Below are 13010 nucleotides of genomic sequence, written 5' to 3'. Positions count from 1 at the left end.
GAACACCTATGACAGCAGAGTATCGTGTAGTTGTAGCGGGCTGTGGAGCCATGGCTAATGAATGGATCAGTTATGCGGTGAAGCATACTGAAATTGAAATCGTCGGACTCGTAGACATCCGGGTGGAATCCGCGCAGACCATGGGTGAGAAGCATGGACTGACCTGCCCGGTATTTACAGATATATCACAGGCAATTGAAGCTACAGCGGCTAATCTGGTGTTCGATATCACCGTGCCTTCGAGCCATTTCAGTATTGCCAGTAAGGCACTGGAAGCCGGATGTCATGTCTTCACCGAGAAGCCGCTGGCAGAAACGATGGAGCAATGTAATGAAATCGTTAACATGGCCGGACGTACCGGGCTGAGCCATGCCGTAATGCAGAACCGCAGGTATGATCCGCATATCCGCTCTTTGCGCGGGTTAATCACCTCGGGAGCAATAGGGAGAACGGGTTCCATAAGCGCAAGCTTCTTTCTGGCCCCGCATTTCGGCGGATTCCGGGAAGCGATGGACAGCCCGCTGCTCCTGGACATGGCCATCCATACCTTCGATCAGGCCCGCTTTATCAGCGGCGCCGATCCTGTAAGTGTGTACTGCCAGGAATTTAACCCTCCCGGATCATGGTATGAAGGGAATGCGGCAGCCATCTGTATCTTCGAAATGTCAGACGGCTCCGTATTCTGTTATCAGGGCTCGTGGTGTGCGGAAGGCGCGCCTACGTCCTGGGAAGCGTCATGGCGGGTCCAGGGGGAACGGGGGGCAGCGATCTGGGATGGCCGGGATATGCCGTATGCCGAGATTATCGGTGGCGGTGAAGCTTCCGGACAGTTCCTCAATGAATATGAGCGGGTAGAAGGGCCGGCTGTGCAGATGAAGGAGACCTTCCATCAGGGCTGTCTTGAAGAGATGTTCCGCTCACTAGCGGAGCAGCGTCCCGCCGAGACTGACTGTCGCGACAACCGCTACAGTATGGCGATGGTGCTTGGCGCTTTGGAGAGTACGCGGACAGGCAGCAAGCTGAACATTGCGGAATTTATCCGGAATGCCGAGCGGAATGTGCCTGATAAATAAATTGAGTGGAAGAGGGGGCAGCCGATTGGCTGCCCCCTCTTCATTCAGTCAGACAGGAACGGAATCTGAGTCCGCTTGCGCAGTAAATTCGCCCAATCTGAGCAAATAGAGGAATGTCAGTCCGCTTCACCAGAGGTTGCAAAACAAGTCACATAAATCCATGGAAAGCTGACAAAGCTGTATTCCTGATCTCTACAAATGAGATTACAATGGATACCAGGGTAGTGAATGCTAACCAAGGAGTGGTCCGGTTGAATGAACCGTTAAAAGTAGTGATTGGAAGCGGAGGTGGCTCTTGGCGGATATATCCGCTGTGCTGTTCCGGACGGGTTCTTCCCTGATGAAGCTTATCAGAACATTGTGCAGATCGGCGGGCCGGGACCGCTGGACCATCCTGCTGCCTCCCACCGGATCGTACATACTTATATTACTCTGCAGAAGATGTTCACTGCCGCAGGGTATCAGGTTAAACTGCTGGAATACTGTGATGAATCCGGCCAATTTCATGAATTTCCCTGGGATGAGCGCGGCGGTTTCATCTACCGGTCGAAGCGTTTTTGATCACCGTAATGCGGAGGGGAAGTTAGGTTTTATTTCATTAATTGCCGATGCAGTTAAACTGTGAGACTTGTATTCAAAAGTAACAAATAGGCTGATCCGGTTGCAGGGAAATCTGCGTATGGATCAGCCTATTTACCGTTCTTGATAACTAATGCAAGTTAGAACCCTTTATACTGCGGCTCTTCTTTCTCGATTTCGGTTACGCGGCCTTCCACTTGCTGGACAATTTGCAGCGTCTGCTCTGCAGCACTGGTGAACAGGGTCTTGGCTTCCTCGTTCTGGGTTTCCATGGCAAACTGCTCAAGACTGGCTTGGGCGCTCTTCAGCGAAGCTACGCAGGTTTTGACCTGTGATGCAACAGTCATTGGATCATTACCTCCTCGGGTCTGGGTTGGAACAAAATCTCACAGCGTAGTATCCGCATCCGGCAGTATGAAATACAGGTAATAAATCCCATTGAGCAGAAGGCCAGTGCGCCGTTTGGCAGCAGGAATTTATTCTCTTGGTTATTTTCCGCCTGTTGTGACAAATAATGAAGATACATATGCGGAACATGAATAACTTCACAGGAGGTTTTACGAATGCCGGAAGCACTGGAGGTCATTCTTCGGACAATTTTTGCTGTAGTAGTGCTTTTCTTCCTTACCAAAATGCTGGGGAAGCGACAGGTATCACAGCTGTCTTTTTTCGAATACATTACGGGAATTACTATAGGCAGTATTGCAGCATATATCTCGCTGGATACAGACAAAACCTGGCATCTAGGCATGATCGCCCTACTTGTCTGGGTTGCTTTCTCATTCGGGATTGAGTTCCTGCAGATCAAGAGCAAGAAAGCACGGGATTTCATTGATTTCAAATCGACCGTACTGATCAAAGACGGTAAGATCCTGGAAGACAATATGAAGAAGGAGCGTCTGTCGACGGACGAGCTGCTGGAGGAGCTGCGCAAGAAGGATGTCTTCAAAGTGGCCGATGTTGAATTTGCCATTATGGAGTCGGACGGTGCAATCAATGTGCTGCTCACCCGTGAGAATCAGCCGCTTACACCTAAGCATCTTGGAATTAAGGTTGCTCCAGAGAGAGAGACTCAGGCGGTGATAATGGACGGCGAAATTATGGATGAACCACTCGATGCCCTGAATCTGTCGCGCGGCTGGCTGCAGGGAGAACTGGAGAAGCTGAATCTGAGCGCGGAAAATGTATTCCTGGGCCAGGTAGACTCTTACGGTGAGCTTACCGTAGATTTGTACACGGATAGTGTGGAGGTTCAGCAGCCGCAGGACAAGCCCCAGCTGTATGCGCTGCTGAAGAAATGCGAAGCCGATCTGGAGCTGTTCAGCTTGTCTACGAAGCATAAAGAAGCCAAGCAGATGTACGAAAATTGCTCAGAACAGCTGCAGACCTTGCTGAAGAGACTGAAGCCTTTTATCCAAAATTGACACAAAATATTGGTTGAAGCTAACCGGCAGCGGTATACTATAATCGATTTCATAAGATCTATTTAGCTAGAAGGAGGATCTGCCGATTATGGAATATGTGAAGCTGGGAACAACGGGACTGGATGTATCACGGATTTGCTTGGGGTGTATGAGCTACGGGGTGCCGGAGCGCGGGACCCATCCCTGGTCACTGAATGAGCAAGAGAGCCGGCCGTTTATCCGCAAAGCGCTGGAGTTGGGCATCAACTTCTTCGATACGGCCAACATTTATTCTGACGGTACCAGCGAAGAGATTGTCGGACGTGCGCTCAAGGATTTCACCTCCCGGGATGAAGTGGTCATTGCTACGAAGGTGCATGGTAAAATGCGTCCCGGTCCCAATGGCGGAGGTTTGTCGCGCAAGGCTATTATGAGCGAGATCGACCATAGCCTGAAGCGGCTGGGGACGGATTATGTGGACTTGTACCAGATTCACCGCTGGGACCCGTCGACCCCGGTTGAAGAGACGATGGAAGCGCTGCATGATGTGGTGAAGGCGGGCAAAGCTCGCTACATCGGAGCATCCTCGATGTCTGCCTGGCAGTTTCTGAAGGCGCTGCATGTGGCGGAGCGGCACGGCTGGACCCGGTTCGTATCGATGCAGAATTATGTGAATCTGCTGTATCGTGAGGAAGAACGGGAAATGCTGCCGCTGTGCGAAGCGGAAGGGATCGGAGTGATTCCCTGGAGTCCGCTGGCCCGCGGGAGGCTGACCCGGGACTGGCAGGAGACGAGTACCCGGTCGGAAAGTGACCAATTTGCTAAGCTGCTGTACTCCCGGACGGAGGAAGCCGACCGCCTTGTGGCGCTGAGCGTGAAGGAGATTGCTGAAGAACGGGGTCTTCCGCGTGCCCAGGTTGCACTAGCCTGGGTCCTGCAGAAGAAGCCGGTCACAGCACCAATTGTCGGAGCGACCAGCATGAGCCATCTGGAGGATGCCGCTGCAGCGGTGTCGGTCACGCTCAGTCCGGAAGATGTACTCCGTTTGGAGGAGCCTTATATTCCTCATCCTGTGATGGGCTTCTAAGGACAGATACAGCAACGATAATGCACCGTTTAATGGAGGAGCCGGGATGATCCGGCTCCTTTTTTAATAGAATTTATAGGTTTCGGGCCCCCGCATAGTGGGGCTATTTGCGCTTAGAGGCATAAATTGAGGGTGTTCTGGCACACTAAGGAAGATTCTCTATAGCCGGAAGGAGGCAGGCAGGGTGCCGGACAAGAATATACTTGAGCTCATCCAAGAACAGCTCACAGATTGCAGTGATGCTGTATACCAGTCGATACATGTGTACGGACACGCCTGCATGCTGATCTATATACCTGCCATCGTGGACATGCTCAGCTTGCAGGAATTTGTTGCCAGTCCGCTGAAATCAGAGGCTAACAGTGAACCGGACTGGCCGCAATTCATGGAGCGTCTGGACCGCGGCTCAGCCTTTGTGATTCCATATATGAAGGCTTTTCATCCGGACAGGGCCGTGGAGCTGATTGTCAGCGGGAATCCGGTTCTATGTATTGAAGGGCTGCCTTATGTCTATTATTTCGAAATTACCCAATATCAGAAGAGGGCAGTGTCCGAATCACAGAACGAGCTGGTGGTCATTGGACCCCAGGAGGCTTTTATCGAGGATGTTCAGACGAATCTGTCCTTGCTGCGGCACAAAATCAAACATGCTGATCTGAAGACCAAACATTTCTCGATTGGCAGATACACCAAAACCGATGTATATCTGGTTTATATCGAAGGGCTCTGTAAGCCGGAAATCCTGGATGAAATGGAAGAGAAACTAAATAATCTTTCAGTCGACGGAATTCTGGGCATCAGCTATTTGGCTGAGCATATGCGCCAGGGGAATTTTTCACCTTTTCCAATCTATCAATATACAGAACGTCCCGACTCTGTAGCGGCATCATTGATGGAGGGCAGAATCAGCATATTGCAGGACGGTACCCCGTCGGCATTACTGGCACCTGTAACTTTCTTTGCGCTCCTGCAATCCTCTGAGGATTATTACCAGAACTTCTATGCCGGCAGCTGGATCCGGCTGGTCCGCTTCTTTTTCTCGCTGATATCGATGATTCTGCCTTCTTTATATGTGGCGATCACAACCTTCCACGCACAGATTATTCCGTCCAACCTGCTGATTACCATTGCTGCCGCCCGTGAGAATATCCCTTTCTCCGCACTGACGGAAGCTTTGATCATGGAACTTACTTTCGAAGCACTGAGAGAAGCAGGGACCCGCATTCCGAAGCCGGTTGGCCAGACTGTCTCTATTATCGGCGGTATTGTCATAGGGCAGGCAGCGGTACAGGCGGGAATTGTCTCAGCACCCATGGTCATTGTAGTTTCTATTACGGGTATCGCCTCCTACATCATCCCCCATCTTGAGCTTGGATTGACCTTCAGGCTGCTGCGTTTCGTGCTCCTGATTCTGGGGGGGACGATGGGACTGATTGGTGTCTTCATCGCCGTTTTTATCATATATGGCCATCTGGCTAATCTAAAATCGTTCGGCACTCCCTTTCTCCAGCCGGTGGCTCCGCTGGTTCTTGAAGACTGGAAGGATACCGTGGTCCGTGTTCCGTCCCAGTATATGACGGAGCGCAGCTCTTCTTATACCGACAGGAAGAATAAAAGGAGACAGAAGCAATGAAACCACTCAAGCTGATCCTTGTGTTAGTGCTGCTTATGAATCTGACCGGCTGCTGGTCCAAGCTGGAACTGGACGAATTGACCTTTGTCTATGGCTTGTTTATTGACGTTGGTGAGGAACCCGGAACGGTTGAGGTGACGATCAGTTCACCGCTTCCGAACCGTCTGGGTTCAGGCGCACAAGAGGGCGGTTCCGGAGACGGAAAGAGCTATTCTATGGTATCCAAGACTGCACCGACCATTCCGGAAGCTATCCTGCTGATTCAGAAGGATTTGTCACGCAAAATGGAGGCTTCACATCTCAAGATAATTGTACTGGGCAAACAATATGCCAAGCAGGGGATAGGAGATATGCTGGAATGGTTCCAGCGGCAGCCTGAGAATTCTCTCGGAACCTATATTATGGCTGCTCCGGGCAAGGCTAAGGAGATCCCGTTGCTGACACCGGTCTTCGAGCAATTGCCCGATCAGGTACTCAATAATATGGCCCGGCAAAAGGTTCTGTTCAGCACTACAATCAGAGACTGCATACTGTCGGAATCCTACCATATGGGCTATGCCATGAATTATTTGTCTTTCGGCAAAAAAAGTGAAACTTCTGAGCAGGGGAAGAAAGAATATTGGTGCGGGGTAGACGGTGTGATGCTGTTTCAGGATAAGAAGATGAAGGCCATACTGAAGGTGAAAGAGGGTAGAGCCTTGGCTTGGGCGGCAGATCATTACGTTCAATCTGTAAATTCGTTTGCTTGGGAGGATGACGGAAAGGGGACTGCCACTGCGTATTTTCTGAATGACAAGGCCTCCTCCTCTGTCAAGATGACTCCTGGAGGGCCAGAATTCCATGTGAAGCTAAAAGGCAGGGCGAGTATAACCTCCTTCAAGGACTCCAATCAACGTAAAGCGGACCAGCTCAGCCATCTGCTTAAGACCAAACTTCAGGAGAAAGTGGTAAAGGAAGTTTCGGAGACGCTGGAAAATGTGCAGAAGGCGGGAGTAGATGTACTTCAGCTCGGTATGCTGCTGGAATGGAATTATCCGGAAGAATGGAAACGTCTGCGTGATCACTGGGAGGATTATTACAGCAGGGAGGCCCGGATCAAGGTGACAGCTGATTTTAAAATTGCAGATTTTGGTTCGGAGAAATAAGGGGGCGAAGGAGAAAATATGCGGACATCGAAATGGCAAATGACTCGGTTCTCGATTGTATACCTGGGCTCTCAAAGCACGATGTTTCTGATTCCCGGTCTCATTGAAACCTCATCCTACCAAGGCTGGATAAGCCTGATTCTAGGCGGTTTCCTCGGCCTGATTCTGTTATATTTCACGATCCTGGTGGGAAAGCTCAAGCCGGAAATAGGCTGGGTAGAGTTCGGGGCAGAGATCATGGGGAAGTGGCTGCATGGAATCATAGTGATTCTGCTCTTGTGCTGGTGTATTTATTACGTATCATATGATATACAAAATTTCGCACTGTTCTTCGGAGGCAATTATTTGCGCGGAACTCCCCCGCTTTTTATTATACTTGTTGTGGGTCTGGTCATTATGTACACCGCTCATCTGGGTTTGGCCTCTATGGTGTATATGTCGGAAGGCATTGCTCTGATCTGCATTGTCTTCGCTATTCTAAGTACGTATTTATTCATCCAGCATGCAGAATATGCTATGCTTCCGGCATTTCTCCATTATCATGACCCGCGTATCGTCATTAAGGATTCGATTACGGTGATGTCCTGGTTTGGCGAATGGGTTGTGTTTCTTTTTGTTGCCCCGGAGCTTAAGATCAGCAATAAGATCATGAAGCCACTGAGTCTTGGGGGGATCACTGTGATACTGATTGTTCTGATCGTATGGCTTATGACTATGCTGAATTTCGGCCCGTATCTCGGGAAGGAACTGCAGTTTCCCTTCCTGCAGATGATCCGCAGTTCCTCGAATGATGATCTCCTGGGAAACTCTGATCCGATTCTGATTGGCATATGGTCGTCCTCAATGTTTATTCACAGCTCTTTTATGATCTATGTTGCTTATAAATGCGCCTTGTATCTTACCAGACAAAAAGCAAAAAAAGTTATGATTCCGCTCCTGACGGTCTGTTCCATTACCATTGCATTTGTATACTCGATGAATGTGGCCGTATATTACCACAATTATTATTCTTTCAATACGACTATTTTTTGGCTGATTGTGGAGTTTATACCGGTGTACTATTTTATCGTGGCATGGGTACGCTCGAAGTCCGGCAAGCAGCTGAAATGACTGTTGATTCTCCCAATTATATAATGTAGACGCTTTCTGGTATGATGAAGCTATAGTACATACCTTTTTTTGGAATAGGATGGTGTCATTATACATGAATCTTCAAGAAGCATCTGCTCGAATTGAATCGATCCGGGGAAATTTGGCTAAGGTTATTGTCGGAAAAGAAGATGGTGTAAACCTGCTGCTGACCGCTTTGCTCGCAAATGGTCATGTCCTCCTGGAGGATGTGCCCGGAACAGGCAAAACGCTGCTTGCCAAAACACTCGCCCGCTCGCTGGACTGCACATTCAAGCGGATTCAATTCACGCCCGACCTGCTGCCTTCTGACTTAAGCGGCATCAACTACTACAACCAGAAAAGCGGGGAATTTCAATTCCGTCCAGGTCCGGTATTCGCCAGTATTCTGCTCGCTGATGAGATTAACCGGGCCACTCCGCGTACCCAGTCAAGCCTGCTGGAATGTATGGAGGAGCGGCAGATTACCATCGACGGTGTGACTCATGAGCTGCAGCGGCCGTTTCTGGTCATCGCCACGCAGAATCCGATTGACAGCCAGGGGACGTTCCCGTTGCCGGAGGCACAGCTCGACCGGTTCTTAATGCGGATTACAACAGGGTACCCTACATTCGATGAAGGGGTTCATATTCTGCAGCGGTTCCGCCAGAACAACCCGCTGGAGGATACCGGTGCGGTTGCAGGTGCAGAGGAAATTCAAGAGATGCAGCGGCTTACCGCCGGTATTAATGTAAGTGATGAACTGCTGGCGTATATGATCAGTGTGGTCGAAGCTACACGTAAATCTCCTGCTGTCCGGCTGGGTGCGAGCCCCCGGGCAAGCTTCGCCCTCCTGCGTGCTTCGCAGGGGTATGCTCTGATTCAAGGGCGGAATTATGTACTTCCGGATGATATTAAGTCCGTGGCCGTTCCGGTGCTTGCACACCGGCTCATCCTTCAGCGCGGACCCGGAGTCCGCGAGGGGCAATCGGCAGAGGTCGTGCTACAGGTGCTGCGCGAGGTGGAGGTTCCGGCGGAGGCTGCTGTCCTGTCCAGAGGCGGAAGGGTGGAATGAGCCATGTCGCTGCCGTGGTTCATTGCAAGCACGCTGTTCCTGTTGTTGTTCGTCTCTGCTGTATACGACCGTAACGCACTTAAGAAGGTTACATATACCCGCTATTTCTCTTCCAAGGCCGTATATGCAGGAGAGCAGGTGGAGATGGTCGAGGAGATCATGAATAAGAAGCTGCTTCCGCTGCCTTGGCTGCGTCTGGAATCCAGTATCGCCCGGGGGCTTGAGTTCGGTTCCCAGGAGAATCTGGGCATCAGCAGCGGCGAGATCTCACAGAATCACGTCAGCCTGTTCTTTCTAAGGTCTTACCGCCACATCAAACGCCGGCATAATGTGATTTGCCGGGAGCGCGGATTGTTTCTTCTGGAGACCGCAACCATGACCACGGGGGATCTCTTCGGCATGAGCCGCAGATCGAAGACCTTCCCGCTGCAGCTGGAGCTCCTTGTCTACCCGGGGCTGCTTCAATTTCATGAGCTTCCGCTGCCGGTGCACAGCTGGCTTGGCGAGCTGCCCGTCAAGCGCTGGATTGTAGAAGATCCGTTCCTGACCGCAGGTACCCGTGAGTACAGTGCAGGGGATTCCCTGGCTTCGATTAACTGGAAAGCGACAGCCCGGACAGGAAGCATGCAGGTGCATCAGAAGGATTACACGGCCGATTCAAGGCTTGTAATCTGCCTGAACGTGGAGATTAGCGATTCCATGTGGCGGACCGTAACCGATGTGGAGCGGATTGAGCTAGGCATCCGGTATGCGGCGACCGTGGCTGAATATGCCATCAGCCATGGCATTGAGACCCGGCTGCTCAGCAACGGAAGGCTGGACGGCGGCGGGGCAAGAGAGCCGGTGGATACCTGGCCAATATCACATGCTGAAGAATTCCTGGGCATGCTGGCCAGACTGAATCTGGACAGAACATTGCCAATGAGCAGGCTGATGGAGATTGAAGCAGAGAAGGGGGAGGGTGATGCAGATTATCTGATCATTACCTGTCACCGGGGGGCGGAGCTGCAGGCTGCTGCTGCTGCATTAAGTTTCATGGGGAATGGCGTAGAATGGCTGGATATTCCGGAAGAAGGCGGTGCAGCGCGATGAAGCTCCGTTTCTCGTCTTCCTTCCAGGCTAACCTTGCGCTATGGATTACTGCATTCATAGACTGGCTGCTGCTTCTGCCTGTCTGGCTGGTTCTTCAGGCTTATCTGCAATCCGGTGAAGCAGTGGTCCGGTGGATTTACCTATTACCGCTGCTGGTTGCAGGAGGTGTACTGCTGCGCTATAAGTGCAGCCGGTTATGGCAGCAGCTGCTGGCAGCGCTGCTGATGGGTCTCTTAGCCGGACTGATAAGCAGCATACTGACACTTCCGGGCATCCCGCTGGTAGCGGGTGCCGCAGTCTGTGCCTATCTTGGCATGACTACTGCTTCACGGATGAACCGGTTCAGAATCTATCTGGCCGGAATCACAATCTATTTCATTGCTTCAATAGCCTTCTCCCGGATTCCGGAGCTGCAGGATAATGTGACTATTCTAACCTGGAGCGGAAGCTTATGTCTGGTGCTGGCACTGATTGACTCGAGCAGCAGCCATCTGCGCTACAGCTCCTTAAACAGTGATTCAGCACGTCTGCCCGAAGGCCTGCGGCGGCATAACCACCTGTATCTGGCGGGCTTCATTGTCCTGGCGGCAATCCTGGCGGCGGGCGGAGGCAAAGCGGTGGGTATGCTGCTGTGGAATGCGGCGAGGCTCTTCTTCACCTGGCTCAGCCGGCTGTCTTCCGGTGCAGAAGAACCTCCGCCTGAGGAGGCTCCTCCACAAGCCATTCAGGAATTCCCGGCAGCGGAAGCCGGCGAACCTGGCATTCTGGCCGCAATTCTTAACATTGGCTTCTATATTATAGGGGCGGCTGCAATAGTTGTGGTGCTGTATTACGGTGTACGCTGGCTATACAGAAATACCGGTGGACTACTCCGCAGAGCAATGGACTGGCTGTTGACACTACTGCGTAGAGAATCGCCTGCAGCTGCTGCCGGTTATCAGGATGAAGAGACCAGCCTATTCACTTGGGAGCAGACCGTTCAGGGTTTCAGAGATTACTTGCGTACCAAGCTTACACCATCCAGCCGCCGGGACCGGTGGGAGACGATGGACGGAAGCCGGGCACGCATCCGCTGGCTCTATCGGCATTGGCTTCGCGCCAAGCATATCGACGGATATGAGGTGAAGGCATATCTGACCCCTCAGGAGACGGGTGCCGATGTGGCAGCGTGGTCGGAAGGACAGAAGCGGCAGCGCAAAAATCCGGGCAGCGAAGGGCAAGCCTATAGCCGTCTGCTTGCCCTTTATAATAAAGCCAGATATGCAGATGAACACTCAGACCTCACTGAGCTCTCTGCTGAAGAGATTACCGCACTTAAAGAACAGTTGAAGCTCTAGCTAATCCTGCAGGAAGGAGAAATAGGGATGACCCCATATTTACGAGGCGAGCTGGCCAAAGAGGCCGGAGTAAACATAGAAACGCTAAGATTTTATGAGAAATACGGGTTGATTCCGCAGCCGCAGCGCACGTCCAGCGGATACCGGATGTATCCGGAGGAAGCACTGGGACGGATCGCTTTCATTCAGAATGCGAAAGCTTGCGGCTTCACTCTGCGTGAGATCAAGAAAGCTTTGGTCAAATCTGCAGACGGCAGTATCGGAATACCGGACTTTATTACAGTCATTGAAAGTAAAATGGCCGCTGTAGATCTGGAGATTGCCAAACGGCACAAGACCCGCACAAAGCTGGAAGAATTGAAGAGCAGCCTCCTTACACAGGACATACATCCAGGTATTCAGGAGACTCTTGATATCTTGAACATGAAAGGCTGAATCGGCGGGAATTTAATCTGAGATAGCCACTTGACCCTGTACTCCGGTACAGGGTTTATATTGTGTCTATGAACGATTAAGAGGAGGAATGAATCGTTATGATATGCCCTAGTGTAACTCCGGCCGGACTGCTGCAGGCCATTTCCAACCAGTTGAAGTACAATAAACCGTATCCGGGACAACCTGCCCAAGAGATCCGCGCCGCCCTTGCGGAATCCACCGGACAACTGCCTGCGTTAAACGGTGTGCAGGTTGAGCAGGTAAGGACAGAGAGGTTCAGTGGGGAGTGGGTCAGGGCTGATGAAAAAACGGATGCAAATAGGGAGACTAAGGTAATTCTGTATTTCCACGGCGGAGGGTTTGTGGCCGGCAGCTGTGCAGTTTACCGGGATCTGGCCGCTAGGCTCTCGGCCGCCAGCGGAATTGCTGTGCTTACTGTGGAATACCGGCTGGCTCCGGAATTTCGTTATCCGGCTGCAGGTGAAGATTGCCTGTCTGCGTACCAGTGGCTGCTGGACCAGGGCTTCAAGCCCGGGCACATCATATTTGGCGGAGATTCTGTAGGTGCCACGCTGGCCCTTATGACGCTGATCTCTCTGCGGGATGAAGAGAAGGCGCTTCCTGGCGGCGCATTCCTGCTCTCGCCTCATGGAGATCTTGTTCATTTGGACGGAGAGTCTTATACGAGCCGGGCAGATAGAGATCCCACAGGAAGCAGGGAGACTAATCAGCGTATTCTGGAAGATTATCTTGGAGAGTATGCCGGGGAAGCTCCTGCACTATTATCACCGCTGAGACAAGACCTCACTGGATTGCCGCCTCTGTTCATTCAAGTAGGTGATCACGAGGTTCTGCTGAGCGATGCCGAGCGGCTGGCCGGTAAGGCACTGATGGATGGGACACCCGCCACGCTGGAAGTGTGGGAGAACATGTGGAGTGTGTTTCAGATGCTGGCTGCGCTGCTGCCTGAAGCGCAGCAGGCGATTCATCATATTGGCAATTATGTAAAAGAGACGCTGAAGCTGGAAGCTGAAGTATAAGAGC

Annotated in this window: 12 protein-coding genes and 1 pseudogene; 12 read left to right on the top strand and 1 reads right to left on the bottom strand. The window is 51.6% G+C overall.

The window, feature by feature from the left end:
• Positions 1-8 precede the first annotated feature (8 nt).
• Both MKZ24_RS22210 and MKZ24_RS22205 read left to right on the top strand, forming a co-directional pair.
• Positions 9-1073, top strand: a complete 1065-nt coding sequence (locus tag MKZ24_RS22210) for a Gfo/Idh/MocA family protein (RefSeq protein ID WP_042236201.1) — start codon at positions 9-11, stop codon at positions 1071-1073.
• A gap of 300 nt (positions 1074-1373) precedes the next feature.
• Positions 1374-1698 (top strand): annotated as a pseudogene (locus tag MKZ24_RS22205) (class I SAM-dependent methyltransferase); the annotation flags it as partial.
• 94 nt (positions 1699-1792) lie between these two features.
• On the opposite strand, the gene MKZ24_RS22200 reads toward MKZ24_RS22205, so the two are convergent.
• Positions 1793-1999, bottom strand: coding sequence for a DUF1657 domain-containing protein (locus tag MKZ24_RS22200; protein ID WP_042236203.1), 207 nt, complete (start codon positions 1997-1999; stop codon positions 1793-1795).
• A gap of 216 nt (positions 2000-2215) precedes the next feature.
• Between MKZ24_RS22200 and MKZ24_RS22195 the strand changes: the two genes are divergently transcribed.
• The 10 genes from MKZ24_RS22195 (at position 2216) to MKZ24_RS22150 (ending at position 13006) form a co-directional block, all read left to right on the top strand.
• Positions 2216-3076: a DUF421 domain-containing protein gene (locus MKZ24_RS22195; RefSeq protein ID WP_042236206.1), complete on the top strand. Its 861-nt coding sequence runs from the start codon at positions 2216-2218 to the stop codon at positions 3074-3076.
• Positions 3077-3164: 88 nt separating this feature from the next.
• On the top strand, positions 3165-4142 hold the full coding sequence (locus MKZ24_RS22190; RefSeq protein WP_340786517.1) for an aldo/keto reductase: 978 nt from the start codon (positions 3165-3167) through the stop codon (positions 4140-4142).
• 184 nt (positions 4143-4326) lie between these two features.
• Positions 4327-5775 carry a spore germination protein gene (locus MKZ24_RS22185; RefSeq protein ID WP_042236210.1) on the top strand — a complete coding sequence of 483 codons (1449 nt, stop codon included), beginning with the start codon at positions 4327-4329 and terminating at the stop codon, positions 5773-5775.
• On the top strand, positions 5772-6920 hold the full coding sequence (locus MKZ24_RS22180; protein ID WP_042236212.1) for a Ger(x)C family spore germination protein: 1149 nt from the start codon (positions 5772-5774) through the stop codon (positions 6918-6920). Before MKZ24_RS22185 ends, MKZ24_RS22180 begins: the two co-directional genes overlap by 4 nt.
• An 18-nt stretch (positions 6921-6938) precedes the next feature.
• Entirely contained in the window at positions 6939-8030 is a 1092-nt protein-coding gene (locus tag MKZ24_RS22175; RefSeq protein ID WP_042236215.1) for a GerAB/ArcD/ProY family transporter, read from the top strand.
• A 94-nt stretch (positions 8031-8124) separates the two neighbouring features.
• A complete protein-coding gene (locus tag MKZ24_RS22170) occupies positions 8125-9102 on the top strand; it encodes an AAA family ATPase (protein ID WP_042236218.1) in 978 nt (325 codons plus the stop codon).
• A gap of 3 nt (positions 9103-9105) precedes the next feature.
• Positions 9106-10194 carry a DUF58 domain-containing protein gene (locus MKZ24_RS22165; protein ID WP_042236220.1) on the top strand — a complete coding sequence of 363 codons (1089 nt, stop codon included), beginning with the start codon at positions 9106-9108 and terminating at the stop codon, positions 10192-10194.
• Complete coding sequence (locus MKZ24_RS22160; protein ID WP_042236222.1) at positions 10191-11531, top strand: hypothetical protein; 1341 nt, start codon at positions 10191-10193, stop codon at positions 11529-11531. The genes MKZ24_RS22165 and MKZ24_RS22160 overlap by 4 nt, the downstream gene beginning before the upstream one ends.
• 27 nt (positions 11532-11558) lie before the next feature.
• Entirely contained in the window at positions 11559-11966 is a 408-nt protein-coding gene (locus MKZ24_RS22155; RefSeq protein WP_042236223.1) for a MerR family transcriptional regulator, read from the top strand.
• A gap of 98 nt (positions 11967-12064) precedes the next feature.
• Complete coding sequence (locus MKZ24_RS22150) at positions 12065-13006, top strand: alpha/beta hydrolase (protein ID WP_340786507.1); 942 nt, start codon at positions 12065-12067, stop codon at positions 13004-13006.
• The last annotated feature ends 4 nt before the right edge of the window (positions 13007-13010 follow it).

This window comes from Paenibacillus sp. FSL R7-0297 (assembly GCF_038009025.1).
Lineage (GTDB): Bacteria > Bacillota > Bacilli > Paenibacillales > Paenibacillaceae > Paenibacillus_AQ.
The sequence above is the reverse complement of the archived record's forward strand: the minus strand, read 5'-3'. Positions and strand labels throughout refer to the sequence as shown.

Coding starts and splice junctions, on each gene's coding strand:
- MKZ24_RS22210 (WP_042236201.1), top strand. CDS start 9: ATGACAGCAGAGTATCGTGTAGTTGTAGCGGGCTGTGGAGCCATGGCT.
- MKZ24_RS22200 (WP_042236203.1), bottom strand. CDS start 1,999: ATGACTGTTGCATCACAGGTCAAAACCTGCGTAGCTTCGCTGAAGAGC.
- MKZ24_RS22195 (WP_042236206.1), top strand. CDS start 2,216: ATGCCGGAAGCACTGGAGGTCATTCTTCGGACAATTTTTGCTGTAGTA.
- MKZ24_RS22190 (WP_340786517.1), top strand. CDS start 3,165: ATGGAATATGTGAAGCTGGGAACAACGGGACTGGATGTATCACGGATT.
- MKZ24_RS22180 (WP_042236212.1), top strand. CDS start 5,772: ATGAAACCACTCAAGCTGATCCTTGTGTTAGTGCTGCTTATGAATCTG.
- MKZ24_RS22175 (WP_042236215.1), top strand. CDS start 6,939: ATGCGGACATCGAAATGGCAAATGACTCGGTTCTCGATTGTATACCTG.
- MKZ24_RS22170 (WP_042236218.1), top strand. CDS start 8,125: ATGAATCTTCAAGAAGCATCTGCTCGAATTGAATCGATCCGGGGAAAT.
- MKZ24_RS22165 (WP_042236220.1), top strand. CDS start 9,106: ATGTCGCTGCCGTGGTTCATTGCAAGCACGCTGTTCCTGTTGTTGTTC.
- MKZ24_RS22160 (WP_042236222.1), top strand. CDS start 10,191: ATGAAGCTCCGTTTCTCGTCTTCCTTCCAGGCTAACCTTGCGCTATGG.
- MKZ24_RS22155 (WP_042236223.1), top strand. CDS start 11,559: ATGACCCCATATTTACGAGGCGAGCTGGCCAAAGAGGCCGGAGTAAAC.
- MKZ24_RS22150 (WP_340786507.1), top strand. CDS start 12,065: ATGATATGCCCTAGTGTAACTCCGGCCGGACTGCTGCAGGCCATTTCC.